The 22,728-nt window shown below is 73.0% G+C and carries 6 protein-coding genes; 3 read left to right on the top strand and 3 right to left on the bottom strand.

Annotated elements, in window-relative coordinates; translation table 11 throughout:
- Window positions 1-2 precede the first annotated feature (2 nt).
- Together DEH69_RS08425 and DEH69_RS08420 are read right to left on the bottom strand one after the other, a co-directional pair.
- Window positions 3-2,324, bottom strand: a complete 2,322-nt coding sequence (locus DEH69_RS08425) for a right-handed parallel beta-helix repeat-containing protein (protein WP_113686270.1) — start codon at window positions 2,322-2,324, stop codon at window positions 3-5.
- On the bottom strand, window positions 2,321-15,877 hold the full coding sequence (locus DEH69_RS08420; RefSeq protein ID WP_113686269.1) for a hypothetical protein: 13,557 nt from the start codon (window positions 15,875-15,877) through the stop codon (window positions 2,321-2,323). Before DEH69_RS08420 ends, DEH69_RS08425 begins: the two co-directional genes overlap by 4 nt.
- A gap of 265 nt (window positions 15,878-16,142) precedes the next feature.
- Between DEH69_RS08420 and DEH69_RS08415 the strand changes: the two genes are divergently transcribed.
- The 3 genes from DEH69_RS08415 (at window position 16,143) to DEH69_RS08405 (ending at window position 17,925) form a co-directional block, all read left to right on the top strand.
- Window positions 16,143-17,105 carry a serine/arginine repetitive matrix protein 2 gene (locus tag DEH69_RS08415; RefSeq protein ID WP_113686268.1) on the top strand — a complete coding sequence of 321 codons (963 nt, stop codon included), beginning with the start codon at window positions 16,143-16,145 and terminating at the stop codon, window positions 17,103-17,105.
- A 66-nt stretch (window positions 17,106-17,171) separates the two neighbouring features.
- Window positions 17,172-17,477, top strand: coding sequence for a hypothetical protein (locus tag DEH69_RS08410; RefSeq protein WP_113686267.1), 306 nt, complete (start codon window positions 17,172-17,174; stop codon window positions 17,475-17,477).
- A 7-nt stretch (window positions 17,478-17,484) separates the two neighbouring features.
- Window positions 17,485-17,925: a hypothetical protein gene (locus DEH69_RS08405; protein ID WP_113686266.1), complete on the top strand. Its 441-nt coding sequence runs from the start codon at window positions 17,485-17,487 to the stop codon at window positions 17,923-17,925.
- 80 nt (window positions 17,926-18,005) lie between these two features.
- Here DEH69_RS08405 and DEH69_RS08400 read toward each other — a convergent pair whose 3' ends face one another.
- Window positions 18,006-22,685, bottom strand: coding sequence for an FtsK/SpoIIIE domain-containing protein (locus tag DEH69_RS08400; protein WP_258534533.1), 4,680 nt, complete (start codon window positions 22,683-22,685; stop codon window positions 18,006-18,008).
- Window positions 22,686-22,728: the final 43 nt, after the last annotated feature.

The raw sequence follows: 22,728 nt of genomic DNA, 5'->3' as shown, positions 1-22,728 counted from the left end.
GGTCAGGACGGGACGGGGAGGTCGGTCTCGTCGAGGGCCATCAACTCGCTGGCCTGCGGCGACGTCAGCTCGGCCACGCGCATCGCCTGGCTCTCCGTCATCCGCTGGAACAGCTGCCGCGCGGTGCGCCCGTTGCCGAACCGGTCGCCCCGGGGAATCGCCCCGATATGCGCGGCGAGCGCCTTGCGGGCGCCCGCGGTCAGCTCGTAGCGGTGGCGGCGGGCGTGGTGCTCCACGATCTCCACCAGCTCCTCCGTGGAGTAGTCGGCGAACAGCAGGCTGCGTGTGAACCGGGACGCCAGGCCCGGGTTGGAGCTGATGAAGCGGTCCATGTCGCCGGGATAGCCAGCGGCGATCACGACGACCTCGTCGCGGTGGTCCTCCATCAGCTTCACCAGGGTGGCGATGGCCTCGAGCCCGAAGTCCTGGGTCACACCCGGTGGGGTCAGCGCGTACGCCTCGTCGATGAACAGTACACCGCCGCGCGCCCGTTGGAACGCCTCGGTGGTCTTGGGGCCCGTGTGGCCGATGTACTCGCCGACCAGGGCGCTGCGGTCCACCTCGACCAGGTGGCCGTGGGAGAGCAGCCCGAGCGCGTGCAGCAGCCGCCCGTAGAGGCGCGCGACGGTGGTCTTGCCGGTGCCGGGGTTGCCCGCGAACACCAGGTGGCGGCTGAGCGGCGGCGCGGGCAGCCCGGCCTCCTGGCGCATCCGCACCGTCTGCATCAGCTTGACCATGCCGCCGACGTCCCGCTTGACGTTCTCAAGACCCACCAGCTCGTCGAGCTCGGCCAGCAGGTCGGACAGCGACTCGGCCTCGGGCGCCTCGCCCTGCTCGGGCTCGGGCGGCGAGGCGTTGGTCGCCGCCGCGGCCGGGCCGCCGCGCGCCACGGACGCGCCGCCGCCTCCCGCGGGCCCGGCCGGACCCGCGGGAGGCGCGGGCGCACCGGGGCCTCCGGGCGGCCCGCCGTCCCGCTCCCGCTCCCCGCGGCCCGGCCCGCGGGACGCGGCGCCCCTTCCCGCGCCCCTCGCACCCCCTGCCGTCCTCGCGCCGTGCGATGAGCTTGGCAGCCGGGGCGAACCCACGTTGATCGCCTGGCAGTTCTCGAACTCCGGGCTCGCGCCCTCGGAGAGGGCGACGTCGTTGGCCGAGTCGAAGACGCGGCAGCCGCGGAAGCGGGGCGCGCCGTCCCGGCCGATGTGCAGGGCGGGGAAGCCGCTGGCGATCACGTCGCAGTGGTCGAACGTGCCCCGGCCGCCCTCGCCCACCATCACCCCGTGCTTGCCGCTGCGGGTCACCCGCACCCCCCGCAGCCTCGGGTCCGAACCGGCGCCCAGCTCCACGCCGTTGCCCTGCTGGCCCGTGACCGAGCAGTGCAGCAGCACCGACTCCTCGGTGGACCGCAGCCGGACGCCCGTCTCGCCGCCCGCCACCCGCACCCCGCGCAGCGCCACCCGCGCCTGGTCGCGGACCTCGACGCCCGACAGCCGCGCCCCCGCGATCGTGGACTCGTCGATCTCGGCCCGCGCGGTGTGGTCGAGGCGCACGCCGGAGCGGGCCGCGTTCTCCACCCGGCAGTCCGTCAGCAGCGCCTCGGCGGCGTCCTGCACCAGCAGCCCGTTGCGGCCAGGGCCGAACAGGCCGCTGGCGCGCAGCAGCACGCGCGAGGTGTCGCGGGCGCGCAGCGATGAGCCCGAGCCGCCGTGCACGCGCAGCTGGTGGGCGCGGAGCACGGCCGTGCCCGAAACGGCCACGCCGATGCCTTCGACGCCCTCGATGGCGGTGTCGTCGAGCCGGGCCAGCGCGTCCCCCGTGACATGCAGGGCGGTGTGCCGGGCGGCCCGCAGCTTGGTGCGGCGGGTCACCAGGACGCCGCCCGCGGTGGGGTCGGCCAGCTCGGCCGACAGGTCGTGGTCGAGCGGGATGTCGCCGACGGGCCGGTCGGGCCTCGGAGTGGTGGCTCGCGAGCCCAGGACCTCGACCCGGCCATGGGTGACGACGCAGTCCTCCAGGGTCAGCCCCGCGGCGTCCTCGACGCGCAGCAGCGCCTCGCCAGGGTCGTGGCCTCGGATCACCAGGCCGCGTATCCGGCAGTTGGGGGCGGCCACGGTCACGGCGCCCGCGGCGGCGGGGACGGCGACGGTGACGGAGCCCGTGCCGTGCTGCGGGAGCAGCGTCACCCGGCGGATCAGCCGGAACGACTCGCGGTACTCGCCGGGGGCGATGCTGATCACCGCCCCGGCCGGGGCGGCCCCGAGCGCTTCGGTGATGGTCCGGTGCGCCCCCTTGCTGCGGGGGGCGACGCGGATCTGGTCGTCGGTCATGGTGCGATCTCCGTGTCGGGCTCGGACGTCCCGCCGTGCGGGTATGGGCTCGTGGGGCCGAGGACGGGAAAGTCGAGGGTGAACTCGATGACGGGCGGGGGCTGGGACGGGTCGCCCGCGTTCTCCGGGTCGTCCGCGTTCTCCGGGTCGCCCGTGGGCGGGACGATGCCCAGGAAGTCGCGGACGAAGGGGCCGAGCGCCAGGATGCCCACCGGCTTCTCGATCAGCTTGCTGACGATGGGCGCCACGGTGAAGTCGATCGCGCCCTGCCGGTGGTACCAGCGGGCGCCCGCGGTGCCCTGGATCGCGCCCTTGATGCCTCCGATGAACAGGGTGCCGAGGGCAGCGCCGCCCGCGGCGGCACCCGCCATCGCGGCGGCTTCCTCGAAGGTGACCTCGTGCCTGACGCCCTCGCTGTCCTTCACGCCGAGGACCATGAAGCCCGCGAGGCTGCCGATGAAGGCGCTGAGCGGGGAGACCAGGAAGCCGTCCTTGAAGAAGTCGTAGGTGCCGCCGCGCCAGCGCAGCACGAACTCGTTCGCCGCCCACTCGCCCGCCATGTCGTCGTCGTCCTGGCGGAAGCGGTAAGGGAAGCCGCGGTCCTGCCAGTTGAGCCCGAGCCGGAACTGCGAGTAGTTGGCCGCCAGGTTGTGCAGGCCGATGAACGTGCTCTTCACGGAGCTGGAGATGGTTGCGCTCAGCAGCGCCTGGAGCACGTCGAGGCCGCCGAACGGGCCGGGCATCGCCGCGTAGACGGCCATGTTGAGCGCGAAGTCCAGGACCAGCTCCTGGAAGAACTCCAGGAGCATGTGCTGGGTGTTCCGCACCGCGAACGGCGTGTACGTCGACTCGCCGGTCGCGGTGACACCCGGTCCCCAGGGCGCGCGCCGCGGCTGGCGGATCATGCGCTCGAAGCCGCGGTAGTCGTTGAGCAGCCCGATGTAGTTCGTCTCCCGGCCCACATAGCCGAGATCGCCCCCGAACCCGCCATCGAGGAACGACGCGGCGGGCCGCTCCCGCACGAACCCGGCGATCGACCGCTCGGTGAGCACCTTCCATGTGCCCGTGTTGTCGTCATAGGCCCACCGCCGCCAGTGCTTGGCCATGCTCTCCAGCTCCAGGTAGGTGCCGTCGGGCAGCAGGGTCTTGCGGCGGGCCACCGCGCCGCTCTCGAACTCCTTCCAGCCGAGGCCGCGCAGCCCGTCGGAGGTCCGGGGGAATGCGACGGGGTCGTCGAGGTGGGCGGGGTCGGCGAAGTACTCCCTGACGCGCAGCGGCGGGCGGTTGAAGGCCCGCCGCAGCGCGCCGCCCACCTCGCTCGGCAGCTCCTGGACGACCGTGTAGGGGGAGTCGGGCCGCGCGGGGTCGACGACGATCCGGTCCTCCCAGCGCTTCATGTCATCGGACCAGTGCCGGACCCGCTGCTCCGGGGTGCCGAACTCCATGATGGTGCCATGGCGGTCGACCTTGTTCCACCGCCAGGTGCCATCGGGCATCTTCCAGGCAACATCGGTGGTGTTGTCCGCCAGCAGCCGCACCTCGCGGGTCAGTGCGCCGGTGTCCGCGAAGTCGCGGAAGGACTCGCGGTCGAAGTAGTCGTGGTGGCCCATGTCATTGCGGGAGGCGAGCTTGCGGGCGCCGCTCGACCCGTCGCTCGCGGTCCAGTCGACCGAGTCACTGCGCCAGCTGTGCGTGTAGACGCTGTGGACGCGCAGGTCCGTGCCGTTCGGGCCGAGGCCGGGGAAGGTGTCCTGACGGGCCAGCAGCTTGCCCTGGTGGTTGGTGAGCACCCAGTCCGACTCCTGGTAGCCGGGCTCGAGTTGCCGCCCCTCAGGGCGCCAGGTGTCGCCCGCGTGCACGGTGCGCTGGAAGTCGATGCCGTCGTTCCCCGCGCCATCCTCCTGACTCCTCGGGCGGGGGCGGTAGTCGAGGATCGTGCCGTCCTTGAAGCCCATCCGGGCGATGTGCCACTCGTGGCCCACGCCCCCCGCGTCACGGGTGTACCCATCGCCGCCCGGGGGAACATCGGTGCGGAACTGGTCCTGCCACTGGACGTCGTTCCCCTTCTTGCCGCTGTCCCTCGGGGGATCGATGAAGTGGTCACTGTCGAATGTGCGGTGGCCCGAGAGCTTGCCGGGGCCCTCCGACCACGGCAGGAGGTCACCGTTCCGCGTGACGCCCGGCGGCAGCGTCACACCGTCGCCCACGGTCAGGGTGTTGCCGTTGGCCAGGTCCCGGGTCTCATGGGACATCTGCCCGGTGGAGGACACCCTGACGGTGTTCCAGCCCCGGGAGCTGATGACCTCGACGCCTCTGGTGGTGGGGACCGGATTGCTGGTGCCCGCGCCGGTGCCGCTCTCGAAGCTGAACGTTTGGAGCCTGCTGTCCCGGATGAACGCCGCCTCCGTCCCGGTGGCCAGGTAGCGGTTGTTCCTCGGCCGGAACATGTGCGGCAGCAGCGTGTCGCTCAGGTGTGAGATGCCGACGTCCATCCCGCGGAACTCCGGGGACAGCCACGACCGGTAGAAGTTCGGCGGGCGCTGCTCGGCGATCCGGTGTGTATGTTCCCAGGAGCCGTCGGGCTTGACCTGTTGGACGCCGGTGGGCTTGCCCTGCGGCGAGACGGTGGTCCAGCCGCCCGTCGGCAGCCCGTCGGAGCCGAGCTCGTAGGCGCGGAAGTTGCGAATGTTGTGCCGTGTCACCGGGGGGAACTTCTCGTTCACCGTGACGATGTCGTGCTTCCGCGGGTCGGGCATCCGGTCGATCCAGCCGTGGCCCCCCGTGTACCAGCGGCGCTCGCCGTTGGCCTGGACGGAGAAGTCGGCGCCGTAGCGGTGCCAGTTGCCCCCCTGGCCGGTGCGGAAGGAGAAGAGGGAGGAGGACGACGCCTCGCGCGTGGCCAGCACATAGCCGCCGTCCGGGGTCTCCCGGTAGTGGTGGACGGGGCCCGTGAGGGAGCGCGAGACGTGGATCTGCTCGCCGTAGTCGAAGAAGGTCCTGCGACTTGTGCCCCAGATCCGGATGCCGTTCCCCGCGGCGTTGCCCCCCGCGTCGAGCAGCTGCCAGCGCTGGCGCTGGCTCAGAAAGCCCGTCGGCGTGCCATGCCAGCGGACGGCGAAGTCGGTGACGGTGCCGGGGGTGTGCGCGTCCAGGGTGGCGCCGTCGGCCAGCGGGCGGCGCTCGAAGACGAGGTGGCGCAGTCCGTCGCTGTTGAAGGTGACCAGCGAGACATGACCCTGGTCAGCGCCCTTGACCTCGACCCAGCCGCGGTCGAGCCAGGGTGCGGCCGTCGGCGGCCCGATGGAGGCGGGCGGGCGCTCTCCGTTGCCTTCGGTCCATCGCGCCGCCTCGGGGTTGGGCCGCCAGCGCTCCCAGGTGCCGCCGGTGATCTTCCCGGCGGCGTCGTGCTCGTAGACGGCCTTGTAGAAGTGGTCGACGAGGCGCCGCCCCTTGGCGATGATGTTGATCCGCTGCTCGATCAGGCGCCCGTCCTCGCCGTAGACCTTGTACTCGCCGTCCCTGAGGCCGGTGGCGTGGCCCGTGTAGCGGAAGCGGTTCCCCTCTTCCGCCACGAGCCGGTGGCCGGGGATCGGGTTGAGGTCCCGGTCCCGCACGTTCCCTGTGGTGACGTCGGCGAAGCGCTGACCGACGCGGTCGCCCAGCTCCCGCACCTGGAACGTCGTGGTCCCGTCCGGGGTGTGCTTGGTGGCGGTCCGCAGCCCGCTGTCGGGGTCGCGGGGGCCGATGTGGAAGTCCGGCGTGCCGTCGGCGCGGAACGCCCAGGTCTGGGAGCCGTCCGCGCTGCGCGCCCGGAAGCCGGTGCCCGGGTCCACGCCCGTCGGCACCTCCTGGCGGCCCGTCACCACGCGGTCGGGCACGACCGCCCTGTGGTCGTCCAGCAGGTCGTAGGCTCGGTGGTACTGGCCGTTGTGCACCGTCTCGTGGATGCGCACGGCGGTGCCACCCACGCCGCTTCCGTCGTTCGGCAGCCGCCTCTCGCTGAAGCGGTGCACGCCCGTGTCGCGGTCGAAGTACTCGGTCACCCCGTCCCGTTGGATGGCGAAGTCCTCCCCCGGCCTGGTGCCGCCGTCGGGGATGGGGTCGCCGTATGCCGTGCGGTAGGTGGGAGGGGCATGGTGGGCGACGAGGTCGGTGAGCGCGTATCCCTCGACGGTCTGCGTCCCGTCGGGGCCTTCCCTGGTGAGGGGCGCCACGTCGTGGGTGGTGGTGCGGGTGGCCGGATCGACGAGGACGTGTTTGGTGTTCCAGTGGACCCGCAGCGTGTTGTCGTGCTGGACCGCGACCTTCACCGGGTGCGCCCTCCCGGGGCCGGGCGAGGTGATCGTGGCCTGTCCCAGGTCGTCGGGGAGGCGCAGCACATGGTTGTGCACTGACCCGCCGACGATGGTGAAGCGCTCCTCGATGAACCGCCCGTCGGTCCCGTTCTTCCGGGTGATCCCGGCCGCGTCGGTGAGCGAGTAGCCGGTCCTGTCGTGGGTGAACGCCGCCGCCTGGTGGCCGGTGCCGTCCACCGTGCGCAGCACCGGGCCGCCCTCGGTGCCCGCGGGGGGCAGGTGGACGAACGCGTCGGTCTCGCCGCCGCGCGTGACCAGCGGGGTGGCCCGGTGGCTGAAGCCGCCCGTGGAGGTGATCACCGCGTGGTGCGGGCCGTTCCCCTCGGGGATCCGGTAGCCGTGGAAGCCCGCCCACCGCTGTTCCACGGCGGGCAGATCGGCGCGCCCCGTGGCGCGGATCACGGCGGTGGAGGTGTTGTCCGCGTGCGTCACCTCCAGGTCCCGGCCCGCGAACGGGCCGCCGGTCACCCGGTAGGTCTCGTGGGTCAGTTGGGTGGCGTGGCCGCCGGGGTCGCCCGTGAAGCGGTAGGTGAGCGTCCCGTTGTCGCCCCAGGTGAGGGTGACGTGCCGGGTGCCGCCGTCCTCGGTGAACGTGGCCTCGGCCCGTTGGCCTTGGGCGTCGAAGAACGCATGATGCCCGTCCCCCCGTGGGGAGCGCAGGACCAGGCCCGTGGTGCCGTCGGGCAGCGCGGCCTCGGCGGCTCCGGGGTGGGGCCCGCCCGTGAGGTCGAGCAGCGCCTGCCGGTCCCCGACCCGCACCAGGAAGCCCTCGTCCGGGATCGCGATGACCCGGCTGCCCGGCACCGGCTCACCGCCCCGCAACAGGCTGGGGTCGTCACCGCCCCGGGCGGGGACGACCAGGTCGGCGCCGTCGAACTCCGCGTCCCCGCCGAGGCGGTGCACCTGACGGAGCGCGTCGCCGTTCGCGACGTCGTGGAACGCGGTGCTGTGGCCCCGGACGATCCGGATCTCCCCTTCGATGGCCCCGGTGTCCGCGTTGCGGCGCAGGTCGACCGAGGAGTGCGGCACCTCAGCTCCGGTGTTCCGCTCGATCAGGGTCGGCCGGGCCTGATCGCCGAGCGCCGTGTTGGGCACGCGGATGTCGTGGCCCGCCAGGGGCCCGGCGCCGAAGGCGCGGATCTCCCGCTGCCAGACGCCGGTCGCCCGGTCGTAGACGGTGGTCACGGCGCCGCGCGGCACGGTGATCGTCTGCCCCGTGACCTCCGGGGTGAAGCCCCGCGGCTCGCCCGTGAGGTCGCGCACCTGGGGCTGGCCGCCGTCGCGGATCGGGATGTCGACGAAGTCCCTGACCCGGGTGCCGCCCGTGGCCTGGAGCTCCACCACGTCGTGCGTCCTGACCCCCGCGTCATCCAGGATGAAGCGGTCCTCGGGCAGGAGCACTCGGGTGCCTGAGCCGTCCCCGAGCCTGGTGATCCCGTCGTTCAACCGGGTCAGTGAGCCGTCGGGACCCGGCCGGTAGGCCGTCACCTGGCCGTCCACCAGGCGGAGATGGACCCGGGGGACGTTCGCGCTGTCGACGAGGGCGATCCACCGCTCGGTCCTGACGGTCGCCTCGCCCCGGGTGACGCGCACGATGTCGACGTTGCCTTGCGACTCGAGCGTCACGCCGAGCCGCGGCCCGCCGTCCGGCGTGACGGCGTCGGCGGCGGTGACGCGGCCCGTGTCCGGGGCGAAGGCGAGGCGCAGCTCGGCGCCCTCCTCGACCGGGATGTCGAACGAGCCGGTTTGCTGCGCGCTCGGCCCCGGCACCGGAGCGCCCTGGACGGGCTCAGGGCCGCGGGGGGTGAACGCCATGAACACCGTGCGGTCGGTGGAGCCCGGGGCGGGTGCTGTGGGTCCGGTCCTGGTGGTGGATTCCGCGAGTTGGTGGCGGATGGTGGCCTGGTCGTGGGGGGTGAGGAGGCGGTATTCGTCGGGGCCGACGCCCTGGAGCCCGGGGATGGCGGGGGTGTCGGAGGTGAAGTGGCCGGTGCGGGCGTCGTAGATGATGGCGCGGTGGTCGGGGGTGTAGAGGGTGAGGTGGTGTTCCGGTCGGGGGGTGGGGTTGGCGGGTGTGGGGGTGGCGGTGGCGTCGATGCGGCGGATGACGTGGTTGTCGAGGACGGTGCCGTCGAGTGCGCGGGGGAGCGGGTAGAGCTGGCCGTCGGGGCCGGAGAGCGCGAGGATGTCGGGGTGCCCGTCCCTGCCGGTGAGGAGGGTGGCGCGGTGGGTGACGACGCCGTGTTCGTCGGCCAGGTAGCGGGTGTCGTCGTGGGAGATGAGGCGTTCGCCGGTGGTGAGGGGGGTGACGGTGGAGCCGGGGATGGGGTTTTCCTCGGTGTCGACCAGGCGGAGGGGGGTGGCGGGTCCGGTGTCCAGGATCTGGAGGTCGTCGAGCGGTCCTCCGGTGAGCTCGGTGACGCGGTTGAGGAAGGCCCCGTCGAGGCTGTGCTCGGTGGTGTGGGGGCCCGAGTAGACGGTGATCGTGTCGTCGTCGATCCACGCGTCGTCCGAGATGTCCCGGCCGCCCTGGTGGACGGTGGGCTGGCCTGTCTGGTCCAGCGGGCGGGCCACGACGATGTCGCCTGGCGTGCCGTCGGGGTGTGGCAGCCGCACCGCGTCGTGGGTGTGCGCTCCCGTGCCGTTCACGACCTGGCGTCCGATGTCGTCCACCTCGACCAGGAACATGTCTGCGGCCAGACGTTCGACGCGTGCGCCCTGGACAGCGAAGCCGATCGCGTCCGCCACCTGCGGCAGGCCGCCGCCCTGAGGCAGGATCACGGAGTAACGGGACAACGCGCCGCTCAGCGTCTGTATCGTCTCCATCGGCGTCAGCGCGCTCTGGGTGATCGCGTAGGAGCCGTCCGCCGACCGCACCAGGTACCAATCGAGGTCCAGCGGGGTCACGGTCGCCCCGGGCACGGGGTGATCGCCGGGGCCAAGCAGCCTCGGCGCGCCGTCGCCCGAGTCGACGACGCGGAGGCCGGCCAGGGGACCCGTGGTGATCTCCAGCGTACGTACGGTGGTTGCGCCGTCCGCGCCTTCGACCGTTTCGGAGCTGGTGCGCACCGTGACATAGGGCGCCGGGGCCACGGCGCCTTCCGTCGCCGGGCGGTCGGTGCGGACCACGACCGGGGCGTGCTGGGCCTCGTCGATGGGCAGCAGCGCCAGCTCGTTCGTGGCGTTCCCGTCGCGCCCTGGCAGCGGCACGACGTCGTAGTCGCTGAACGCCCCCCTGTTGAGGAGCACATGGCCGCCGCCCGGCACCTCGACCAGGAACTGGTCGTTGTCCAGCGGGCGCACGGTGGCGTCGGGGAGCGGGGTCCCGTCGGGGCGGACCACGAAGGGCGTGCCGCCGTCGGGGAAGGCGAGGACGTTGCCGCCGAGCGGCCCCTCAGCGATGCGGTGCGCATAGCCGAGGAAGGTGCCGTCCGCCGTGCGGAAGACGGCGTCGGGGAAGCCCTCCACGCGCAGGGCCGCGCCGTCCATCCAGAAGCCGTCGCTCGGGCCCGTGCGGTCCGTGCCGACCGGCACGGCGACCAGGCGGTCCGGCGCCCCCGGCACCTGCGCCACGATGTGGGAGTGGTGCGCGCCAGGGCCCACCAGAGCGCTTCCGACTCCCGGCGCGTCGACCACGGTCATGTCCTCGCCGAACGGCCTGAGGGTCACGTCCGCCACCGGAGCGCCGGTCTGGGTGTGGATGACCTGGGCCGTCACGGTGCCGTCGGGGAGCTCGGTCAGCTCGATCCTGTATCCGCTGAACGAGCCATGCCCCTCCCCTGACCGCACGGTGGATTCCCATGTCCCGTCAAGGCGGTACAGCACGGTCACCTCGGGGCCGTAGGTGACGGCGAGCAGCCCGTCGCGCACCGCGACGTCCGGGCCGGGCACGCGCCCGAAGTCGTCGAAGAGCGCCCCCGGGCCGGAGCCGTTCGTCGGCCAGATGGCGATGCTGCCGGTGTCCCGGCCGGGCAGGGGTGGCAGCACGGCGGCGTCGTAGAGGTAGTTCCCGAAGCCGCTGTCGATGACCGCGGGGTCACGCCCCGGGATGGTCACCAGGATCCCGGCGTCGTGGGGCCCAGGACCGAGAGCCAGGCGCCTCACCCCGGCGCCGTTCACCACCTGCCCGTCCGCGGTGACGACCCGGAAGCCCATGTCGCCCGCCTGGGCGGTCGCGAGCGAGAAGTGGATCTCGTGGTCGGCGAGCCGCCCCTCGGTCATGATGAGCCGGAACCCCAGGTAGGTGCCCGCCCGGTCGAAGACGACGGTGGCGTAGGTGTCCGCCAAGCGGCCAGTGATCCCGGCCGCGTCGGCGTCCAACGTGAAGGCCCGCCATGGGGCGCCGTCCGGGGTCAGCGCGAAGGGGTCGTCCCCGCGCAGCGGCAGGGCGGCCCAGCCGTACGGGATGTCGCGCTGGTGGAGCCACACCGCGTCGTGGGTGTGGATGCCCCGGGCGTCGACCACGCCAGGGCGCTGGCCGGGGGTGTTGACGAGGTAGCCGCCGTCGGCGAGCAGGTCGGCCCTGGCGTTGGGCACGGGGGTCCCGTCGGGGCGGACCACGCGGGCCGTCCCGTCGTCCGCGATCTCCAGGTGGTTGCCCGCGCCCAGCGGGCCGCCCGGGTGCCGGGTGCTGGAGTCCAGCAGAACGCCGTCGGGGCCGTGGACGTCGTACGCGCCGGAGGTGTGCACCACGACGCGGTCGCCGCCGAACGTCGAGTGGACGTCATCGCTGTGGAGGCTGCCGTCGCCGCCGAAGACGGCGGGGGTGTCCGCGCGGCCGGTCGGCGGGGCGAGGAACAGGTCGGAGGCGCGTCCTTGGTCGTCGCGCAGGGTGACGGTGGGGTGGAAGTGGCCGGTGTCGTCCACGATGTGGGGGGTGTTGTCGCCGATGCGGACGAAGGCGCCGCGGTCGCCGAGGGGGACAAAGGTGACCCCGCCGCCCGAGCCGTCGCGGATGACCAGGGCGCCACCGGGGCGTCCCTCGGCGGGGACGGCGATGAGGGCGGTGTGGTCGGGGCGGTGGATGAGCCATCCGGCGTCGTCGGGGAGGGGGGTGACGCGGGAGCCGGGGACGGTGTCGCCCTCGGGGCCGATGACGCGGGGTGGGTCGTTGCCGGTGAGGGCGAGTTCGTGGTGCTCCGTGCCGGGGAGGCGGTGGAGGGTGGCGTGGTGGGAGCCGAGGGTGTCGTGGAGGTCGGTGACGGTGGTGTGGGTGGTGGTGTTGGTGCGGTGGATGGCGAGGAATTCGTCGCCGAGGGGTTGGACGCGGTGGGGGAGGGGGGTGCCGTCGCCCTGGTGAACGGTGGGGGCGCGGTCGCCGGTGAGGGGGGTGAGGAGGTATTCGTCGTGTGGGGCGTGGCGGCCGTTGCCCGGACCGGCGAGGCGGGCGATGTCGTGGGTGGGGACGCCGGTGTCGTCCAGGACGGTGACAGGGGTGCCGAGGCTGTCGACGCGCCAGCGGTGGTCGCCGAACGGGGCGGTGGTGAGGGTGTCGGCGGGTTGGCCGTCGAGGCGGATCAGGCGCGGTGGTTGGCCCGCTTCGGCGATGACGGCGTGGCCGCTGAGGGGGCCGGTGTGGTGGATGTGGAGGTCGGCGATGTGGTGGCCGTCGTGGCTGTGGAACGTGGTGGTGGTTCCGATGCGGATGGCGATGGAGCGGTCGGTGACGCGGATGTGGTCGGCGGCGACGGGGTGGCCGTCGCGGGTGAGGGTGGGGGCGCCGCCGCCGGGCGGGAGGGTGAGGGTGGTGCCGGTGGGGCGGTCGTTGGGACCGAACAGCCTGACGGGGCGTGGCAGTTCGGTCAGCTCGACATCGCTGTCGGCCATGCCGTGGCGGACCGGGCCCGAGCCGTCCGAGACACCCGAGCCGTCGGAGCCGGAGCTCCCGGGGCGGACGTGGGCCGTCTCGATGGTGTAGCGGATCTGGGGGACCATCAGAACGGTGAGGTCGGTGCCGACGGCGGGGAGCGGGACGTCGGACCGCCCGGCGTCGCCCAGCAGTTGGCGGCCCACCTCGACCCGGTCGACGTGGTCGAGCTTCACGAACTCGTCCGCGTCCACCTTGTCGAGGGGCGCCGCGGCGGGGCCCTCGGAACGGAACTGCCCCGTGGCGGGATCGTAGGTGGCGAACCGCTGCCCCGGGCCGAAGACGGACACCAGGGCCGCGTCGCCGTCGGCCCCGACGTGGCGCACCACCCGGTCGGAGAGCCGTCCCAGGTCCGCGTCGCGCGGGAAGGGGTAGAACTGCCCGTCGGGGCGGACCAGCGCGAACAGATCCGGCTCGTCGCCCCGCCCCGAGAGCCGCACCACCGTGTACGCGGACAGGCCGTCGCCCGTGACCAGGTGAACGGCCTCTCCCCGCCGCACCAGGTACTCGCCGGAGTCCAGCACGGTGACGGTCGCCCCGTCCACGACCCGGCCGTATCCGTCCAGCAGCCTCGGCACGCCGTCGCCCGGATCCACCACGCGGAAGCCGGTCAACGGCCCGTCGCCGATCTCCACGGTGCGCGTGGTGAACGCGCCGGGGCGCCCGTTCACCGCCTGCGGCACGGCCGCCAGTGGCACGGCGCCCTGCTGGGCCGTGGGGAGGGGCGGCGGGGGCGTGCTGCTCTGCGCGACGGGGGTGATGCCCTCCACCGGGACCACGCCCGAGTGGGGGGCGCGGTCCGCCTCCCGCAGCGGCGGCGGGGCGATGTCGAACTCGGCCCTGGCGCCGTCCGCGACATGGGACGCGGGGGGCGGAACGGGGGCGGCGACGCCGTCGGCGATGACGCCGGGCCGGTTGGCCAGCGAGCTGAGGGCGACCGGCGGGGGGCCGCCGAAGGCCGGGGTGGCGACCGCGGCTGGGGCGACGGCCTGTGCGGGCGGGGTGAGTCCGCCCGCCGCCAGCGGAAGCGGCGTCACCGGGAGCGCGGAGGCCACCTCTCCCGCGATGGTGTCGAGCCCGTCTGCGGCGTTGACGTCGAGGTGGCTCGCCGGGCCGACATCGAAGGGAGCGGGGTTGGCAAGGGGGGTGTCGTCGGCGCGGGCGAGGGCGCCAGGCCCTGTGCCGACGGGGGCGAGGGGGTTGAGGTCGCCGAAGTGGCGTGCGGCGGCGCCGGTCTGGGCGACGTCGGGGGGGCTGAGGGCGAGTCCCTGGTCGGCGAAGTGGCTGCGGAGCGAGGGCGCGGCGGTGATGTCGACGTCGAGGACCGCCTCGCCCGGGGGGAGGCGGTTGACGGCGGCGGGGGTGGTGGTGAGGTGGGTGGCGACGGGGGTGGCGTTGGCGTGCAGGGGACTGAGCTCGGTGTGGGGGACGCCGACGGTGTGCGGGACGGCGACGGTGTCGCCGAGGACGGGCATGTCCGCGGTGGTGATCCCGGGCAGGTGGGTGGCGCTGGTCCCCGTGGGCGAGATGCCGGAGGCGTTGGCGCCGGTATCCGAGCGGACGGGGGAGAACGCGCCCTGGCTGAGGTCCACGATGGCGTCGCCGCCGGCGGTACCGGTGGCGTTGCCGACGAAGGAGTGGGTGGCCTGAGTGGGTGCGGGCGTGGGAGTGGGCGTCGGGGGGGCCGTGGGTACGGGCGTGGCCGTGGGTGTGGCCGTGGGTGTGGCCGTGGGGGTGGCGACGTGGACGGGCGCCGCGGTGGGGGTGGTGAGGTGGGTGAGGCCGTCGGGGGTGAAGGCGTGCGCGGGGTTGGGCACCCCCATCGACCTGCCCTGGTCGGCGAAGTGGAGGGAGAGGGGCTGGCTGGGGCGGAGGTCGGCGAGGGAGCCGCCGGCGGGGTCGGGGGTGAAGGCCGGGCGGAAGGCGTTGTCGGCGCCGACGAAGCTGGTGGGAGTGGTGGGCCGGGTGAGGGACAGGTCGGTGACGGAGGAGTGGGGTGAGGTGACGGGGCTGCCGGTGGCGGGGGTGGTGGTGAAGGGGGTGTTGTGCAGGCGGAGGCCGTCGACGCCGAGGGTGATGACGGGGGCCTTGGAGACGTCGCTCCAGAAGTGCATGCCGCCGAAGAACTGGGCGTAGTGGCCCTGGCCGGGTTGGTAGCGGGCCCAGAGGGCGACGTTGACCTGGGGGCGGCCCATGTCGTCGAAGCCGCTGATGGTGCGGATGTCGATGAGCTGGGTGCCGTGGATGTAGGCGCCGGTGCGGTACTGGCCGAGGATGCCGCGGTTCCACAGGCTGATGCGGAAGGCGTTGCCGATGCCGCTGCCCATCTCGGTGACGTTGACGGGGAGGAAGAGGGCCAGCGCGCCGCGCCCGGTGAAGTGGGCGGCGAAGTATCCGGCGAAGCCGTTCTTGCCGCCCATGGCGATGAAGATGGGGTTGTCGGCCCAGGCGCCGCCGGTGCGGGCGTGGACATGGCCGCTCTTGATGGTGTTGAAGATCTTCGGGACGGTGACGACGACGAGGTTCCTGATACCCGTCCAGGAGGCGTCGCTGACGTTGCGGAGCAGCTGGGTGACGCTCCCTCCGCTCTTCGTCCAGGCGCCGGTGATGCGGGTGTTGGCGCCGCGGATGATGCCGCCGATGTTGATGCCCCGGGTGGTGGGGATGATCATGCCGAGGATGGCCAGCAGGAGGTCGGTGATACTGCCCCGGCCCGAGGCGAAGTCCATGATGCTCTTGACCAGGAGGACGCCGCTGAGGGCGATCAGGAGCAGGGCGGCGGGGCCGCCGAAGATGATGGCGGGAAGAATGAGGCCGATCACGAAGTAGGTGAGGAACTTCCAGAACTCCTCGCAGGGGTCGATCATCGAGGAGATGCTGGAGTTGGCGGTGGCGACGGCGCTGGCGGCGGTGGCGGCGGCCTCATCGAGGGCGTCCCCCGCGTTGCGGGCGAGCGTCCGGTAGGTCTCGACGTCGGGGTCGTCCTCGTCCAGGCCCTCGGCGGCGCTCAAGGCGTTGTCGGCGATCTCCTGCTGGTCGATCATGACCAGGCGATAGGCGCTCAGGGCGTCGTGGACGTCGCTGTGGGCTTGATGGAAGTCCTGGACGAAGTTGCGGACGCGCTTGTCCATCTTGTCGCGCAGGGCGTCGGCGGTCTCCCCGATGAAGTACTGGCTGTTCTCCTTCATCAGCTCGTCGAGGTCGCGGTCGATCTCGGAGGCCAGTTCGACGATCTGCCGCTGGGCTTCGAGGAGTTCCTCGATCCGGTCGGGGTCTCCCGGAGTCGGGTCGCCGTCGAGGCCGAGCGCGCTCCAGTCCGGCGGACGAGGCATGACCGGCTTCCCTTCTCTCGGCGGCACGACGCCACGGCGACCACCGCACGACGTGCTCGCGTTCTTCGCCTTCGCACATCAACGGCGCTGCGACGGGCCGCCCGCGGCCAGCTGCGGGCGGCCCCTCGCCCTCTCTACGCACCAGAAGGGCGGGGGGTTCACCCGATCCGCGCGACGTGATGAACCTTCCGCCCGGCTGGTGCGTGGAGGGGATGAGGGCGCGCCCCGCGGGGCCGCGAACGCAACCGGCAGGGAAGGAGCCGCGATGCCCGACTTCGCCATGGACTACGACAAGCTCTACGCCATGCGGCGGGGGCTGCACGGCTTGGCCGAGCGGGCCGACAGCGCGGGTGGCTCCGGCGCGTGGGCCGAGATCGGCGAAGGCACCGCCACCTCCAACCAGTCGATCTTCGGCAACTACCAGCTCTCCTACCAGTTCCAGCTGTTCTACGGGAAGTCGAAGACGCGGATCGACGAGGGCAAGGACAAGCTTGAGAGCTTCGGCGACATGTTCGGCGGCGTCGCCGACGCGCTGCTCCAGCAGGACGCCATGATCGCGGGGCAGTACACGACCATGGCGGGCCAGATGATCTTCGACGACTGGCTCGCGAAGCGCGAGGCGGTCGAGGACTGGGAGCGGGGGAACGAGGCATGGAACAACTACATCGAGGAGATCGGGGCCGCCGAGTACTTCGAAGAGCACCCGGACGCGAACATCTGGGAGGTCTGTAGCGCCGAGGACGCCCCCGACTGGTGCAAGACGTGGGAGGACGACTACGGCGACCGTCCCGTGCAGCCGGGTGAGCGGCCGCCCGAGCCGCCGGAGCACCCGCCGAGCCACATGAAGATCACCGACGGCGACGGCAGCATCGAGTTCTGGGTGCGGTACGACGAGGACTACAACATCCTCCAGGAGAAGAGCACCGTCACGACGCCCAACGGCGAGACCGTCACCACCACCGTCGATTACGACGGACCGCCAAGGCCAAGCGACCCCGACAACCCGGACAACTCCGTCGACACCCGCGACTACACGGTGACCACCATCGGCCCTGACGGCAGCAAGTCCACGGTCGAGGTGGAGGTCTCCGACGACGGCCAGACCCGGACGGAGACCAGCACCAGCTGGGACGAGGACGGCGACGAGGAGGTCGAGGTCAAGGAGTTCGTCCGTTCCGACGAGGAGGACGAGGTCTGGAGGGAGGTGGAGACGGAGGAAGACGACTGATCCGCCGCACCCCCGCCATCGCGCCCGCGCCGCACCATGAACCCATCACCACAGGAGTGAACTCTCATGCCCAACGTCAGCATCACCCACGAGGAAGTCGACGCGGCGATCTCGGCGATGAACACCTCAAGGACGGAGGTCATCCAGCCGGCGGTCGAAGCCGCCAAGACGGCGATCGACGAATCCCTGGGCCGGGACCTCATCCTCCCCCAGACCGAGTCGGCGATCAACGACCAGTACCTCATCCTCCACGGCAACCTCATCGACCTCTGCAATGCGATCGAGAGCTTCGCCAACCAGTTCAGGGACATCAAGGAGGGCATGATCAGCTTCGACGAGCAGTACGCCGAGGCCATCCGCAACCCGAAGTGAGGCCGTCATGCCAGACATCGCAGCCGACTACCAGGGCATAGTGGACACCGCGGGCAAGCTCAGCACGCAGTGCAACATCATCGTGCCCGAGATCTACGACCTCATGGGCACGGTCGGCACCCTGCTCGACGAGGGCCTGTACCTGGAGCAGGCGAGCCCGGCGCTGAAGACCGCCTACGAGGAGTTCAGCAAGTCCATGCAGATGGCCGCCAGCGGCATCCAGGGCTGGGCCAATCTGTTCACCGACATCAAGACCGCTTTCGAGAACAACGACGCGGAGCTGTTCGCCGTCACCCTCTCCGCCATCGACGGCGAGGGCGGCCTCGAGCTGGAACCCGACGAGGTGACCGCCGACAAGCCCCCCGTGCCGGAGTGGGACGACGAGCACAACCTGAACGGCGCGCCCGTCACCTGGAACGAGGACCGCACCCAGATCACACCCGGCTGACCGCGCGGGACGCCGAGGGGCCCGGGAGCCGGAGAGATCCGGCACCCGGGCCCTCCGGCCGCGCCCCGCGCGGCGGGGAGTCAGGTGAGCACGGTCAGCGGCACCTGGACGGCGAGGAGACGACCCGAGGCGTCCGCGGTCCAGGCCCGGCCCGGGGTGGTGGCCGGGCGCAGGTGCTCCGGCATCAGCCGGGCGCCGATCAGCTCGCCCTCGTTGAGGTTCTTCGGCCCCAGCAGCAGCCCGCGCCGCCCGCGGCGCGCGACGCCGATCCAGCCCATCGTGGTCATACCGTCCGCGGGCCCGGCGAGCAGCAACCCGAGGCCCCGGTCGCGCCCGGCCGAGCCGACCTTGCGCAGCTGCGGGTCGAGCCTGCTGTTGACCAGCAGCTCGGCGTCGTCCACGACCACCACCGCGGGCTTGTCGCCCACGGCCGCAAGCGCCTCCTCCAGCGCCGCCGCGCTGGGCTCGGGATCGTCGATCACCTGGGCCAGGCCGTGCGCGGACAGCCGCCGCAGCGGCGAATCCCTCGGGGTGACCACCACGAGCGAGGTGCCGCCCATCACCAGCGAGACGGACATCGCCGCGAGCGCCGTCGACCGCCCGCTGTGCGGCGGCCCGGCGACCAGGAACGAGCCCGCGCCGTCGGCGAAGTCGTAGCCGAGCACGTCGCCGTCGTCGCCGCCGACGCCGAGCAGCGCCCACAGCGGCCTGCGCCGCTCGTCGGCGATCCGGTCCGCGGCCTCCTGGAAGCCGATGACCTCGGGCAGCGGGGCCACGGTGAACGGCCGCGCCTCGTCCGCCACCCCGCCGTCCCTGGCCGTCGTCTGCCGCCCGATGGCGCGCAGCGCGTCCGCCTGGTCCCCGCCCTTGGCCAGCGCGGACAGCGGCAGCGTGAGGATCTGCCCCTCCACGCCGCCGGGCGTGGACCAGCCGCGGCCCGGTGGCACGTTCTCCGGCACGACCCTGCGGTTGACGCCGACGACGGCGAAGTCCATCCGGTCCGTCTGGCGCAGCAGGATCCGCCGGTCGTTGTGCTGCCCGGCACGGCCGCCCAGCAGCATCCGCTCGGACGTGGCGATCACATGCATGCCCGCCGTGACGCCCTCCCGCAGCAGCCGCAGCAGGTCGTCGATGCTCCGCCCGCCGTCCCGCTTCTCCATCATGGACACCAGGGCGTCCCAGCCGTCGATCAACAGCAGCAGGTGCGCGGGGCGTTCCGGCCTGGGCAGCTTGGCCCGCAGCTCCGTCAGGGAGTTGACGTCGTGCCGGGCGAGCAGCGCCTGGCGGTCGGTCAGCTCCGCCAGCAGCCGCCGCACCAGCCGGGCCAGCCGCTCCCCGTCGTGCCGGTGCACCACCGCGCCGCAGTGCGGCAGCGCCTCGAGGGCCGAAAGGCCGCCCCCGGCCGCGTCGATGCCATAGATGTGCAGCTGGTCGGTCGTCACATGCAGGGCGGCCGAGCCCGCGATGGTGCGCAGCGTCTGCGTGCGGCCCGAGCGCGGCGCGCCGATCACATAGAGGTGGCCGAACGACTCGAAGACGACGTGCCCGAGCCGCTGGTCCTGGCGGCTCGGCAGGTCGAAGTAGACATACGGCACCGGCTCGAGCCTCAGGGCGCCGGGGCGCGGGTCGCCGTCCGGGGCCGCCAGCGGTATCGCCTCGGGCAGCGGCGGCAGCCAGGGGCGCGGCTGCGGCGTGAAGTCCTCGAGGGCGGAGACCGCCGCCCGTACGGCGTTGACCAGCGCGGTCAGGTCCGTGGGCGGATCGGTCGCCGCCTCGTCCCCTTCCCCGCCTTCGTTCTCCCCCTCGGCCGCCTCCGCCTCCGCGTCCGGCTTGGCGCCCTCGTGGAGGACCCGGGGCGGCGGCAGCGGGTGGCCGAGCCGTTCCAGGCTCAGCTCGGCGCCGCGCACCGTGCGGGGCGCCAGCTGGGCGGCGGGCGCGTTCCCGTCGTCGGCGGGGCGTTCGGCGCCGACCCAGGCGGTCTGGAACGGCATGGGCGGCCCGTCGCCCCGCCTGACCATGGCCCGGCCCGGGGTCGAGGCCGAGATCGCCGCGGCGGTGGGCGCGTTGATGATGTCCATGCTCTCGGTGCGGTCGGTGACCCGGAGCGCGACGCGGAGGTTGGTGTTGGCGCGGATCTCGTTGGAGACGGCGCCCGCGGGCCGCTGCGTGGCGAGCAGCAGGTGCAGGCCGAGCGAACGGCCGCGCTGCGCCAGGCTGATCAGCCCCGGCACGAACTCCACCAGCTCGCGGACCAGGGTGGCGAACTCGTCGATGACCAGCATCAGCCGGGGCAGCGGCGGCAGCTCGGGCTCCCGGGCGCGCTTGGCCCGGTACTCGCGGTGGTCCTTGACCCCGACGTCGGCCAGCAGCTGCTCGCGGCGGCGCAGCTCGGCGTCCAGCGACGCCAGGGCGCGCTGCACCAGATGGCCGTCCAGGTCGGTGATCATCCCCAGGGTGTGGGGGAGTTCGGCGCACTCGCGGAACGCGCTGCCGCCCTTGTAGTCGATGAGGACGAACGTCAGCTCGTCCGGCCTGTTCACCGCCGCGAGCGAGGCGATGATGGTCTGGAGCAGCTCGGACTTGCCCGATCCCGTGGTGCCGCCGATCAGGCCGTGCGGCCCGTCGGCCACCAGGTCGAGCACGGCGGTGCCCTCGTAGCCCGTGCCCACGGGGAACGCGGTGCTCGCGGGCTGCCGCTCCCAGCGGCGCACCAGGGCCGCGGGGTCGGGGGGCTCCTGGCCGAGCAGCGGCAGCAGCCGCACCTCGGCGGGCATCCCGGCGTCGGACTCCACGGTGACATCCCGCAGCGGGGCCAGGGCGCGGGCGGCCTGCTCGCACCACGCGGGGCCCACCTGGTCGGCGCGGATGCCGGAGACCGTGGGGGCGCCCGAGACGCGCAGCGTCAGCCGGTTCCCGGTGGCGGTGACGACGGCGTTGCACTCCTCGGGCAGCAGGTGCTCGCGCTCGTCGAGGCACAGGCTGTAGATCCGCATCGGCGGTCCCTGGGCCAGGACGCTGACCACGCCGGGCACGTCGCGCAGCCGGTAGGCGCCGTCCATGATCACTAGGATGTCGGGCTCGCCGGGGGCTGCGGCGTTCCCCGTGTTCTGCCCGGCGACGGCGGCCCGCGCCTGGACGTCCGCGTACAGCTCGCTGACCCGCTTCGCGGTGGATTCGGGGTCGGTGCCGAGGGCGACCAGCGGTGCGCCCGCGGCGCCGGGGCGGGTGGGGCGCAGATGGGTCAGCCAGCGCGTCCACGCCCACTCGGCGATGTGCTCCTCGTCGGTGAGGATGACGACGCGCAGGTCGCGGGGGCTGTGCAGGACGGCGGACTGGGCGACGGCCCAACGGGCCACGGCGCGCGTGGTCCTGTCGGTGCCGGTGAGGCCGATCACGCCGAGCATGGGCAGCTCGACGCCGATGGGCACGTCGGCGAGCCGCCAGTGGACGGTGCGGTGGTTGCTCTCCCGCGCCTGGTCGGTGATGCGCTTGAGCGAGGCGCGGGTCACCGTGCCGAGGCGCAGGGTCAGGTAGTCGCCGTGGTGGCGGCGGCGTTCCCACAGCTGGTGGCCAGGGCCCGTGGCGGTGAGCAGCGCGGCCGCGGGATCGGGGGACGCGGTGTTGCGCTGGTGGCGCTCGTCCACGGTGGCGCGGCGCATCTCCCGCTCCAGGGCGGCTCGGCGCAGCCGGAAGCGGCGCAGCTGCTCCTCGTGCCGCTTGCGGTTGCCGCGGCGGCCCATCAGCCAGTTGGCCACGGCCATGATCGGGGTGAAGGCGATGAGGATGAGGAAGTAGAAGGAGCGGAAGAGCGTGATCATGGCCAGGCCCATGACCATCGGCGAGATCATCAGGAGGAACGGGAAAGGGCGGGGGCCCGGGGGTCCCGGGGGGCCTGGGAGATTGAGGTTCTCGGCGTCCAGGTGCGGCAGGATGCGCGGCGGGCGGCTGTACTCCAGGGTGTGCCCGTCGCCCGACGGCTTGACGGCGGCGTCCGCCTCGAAACGGGGCCCGAGCCGCAGCAGATGGTCGCCAAGGGCCAGGTCGGCGAACTCCGGCCAGTGCCGCGAGCCGTCGTCGGGCGGCGGCCTGTGCCCTGGCGGTGGCAGCGGCGGGCGCATCGGCTGCCCGTCCTCGCCCGCGGGGGGCGGCTCCGCGCTGTGCCCGCCAGGGCCGCCGTCCCTGGGGCCCGCGGGCTCCTCGTCGGTGAGCGGCGTGCCGGTCTCGGGGTCCACCGGCGGGGGTGGGGTGAGGCTGCGCAGGCCGCACCACCGCCCGTCGGCGTCATCGGGCAGCCGGAAGCTGGCCGAGCCGTCCGTGTGCACCGTGATCCAGGTGCCGGATGCGGGCGTTCCGGTCTCCTCGGCCGCCTCCACGGCCGGGCCGGGGTCGTCGGGGTCGGGCCCCGCCAGGCGTATCGCGCAGCGGCGGTCGGTGCCGACCTCGTAGCTGCCGGGGCCGAGCAGCCACACCTGTCCTGCGTTCGGCCCTGAGACGTGCCGCAGTTCGAGCAGCACCGGGTCGGAGGCCGGGGGGCGCCAGGCGCGGGCGGCGTCATCGGTCGGCGGGGCGGGGGCGCCGAGGCCGAGCAGCGCGCCGTCGCGGACGCCGCAGGCGCCGAGCGGCGTGCCCGAGTCGAGCGGCCGTTCGCCGAGATAGAGGCGAGGGGTGGCCAGCGCGGCGGCGAGCTCGCCGACGGTGGCGTCGCCCGGCAGGTCGAGCAGGTGGTCCGTGTGCCGCCCCTGGGGGGCGGCGGTGGTCACGGTGAGCTTCACAGGCAGTCCAACGGGCAGTCAGGCGGGGGCA

Origin of the sequence: Streptomyces sp. PT12 (assembly GCF_003311645.1) — a bacterium.
Lineage (GTDB): Bacteria > Actinomycetota > Actinomycetes > Streptomycetales > Streptomycetaceae > Streptomyces.
Note: the sequence above shows the minus strand (reverse complement) of the source record. Positions and strands in the feature narration are given on the sequence as shown.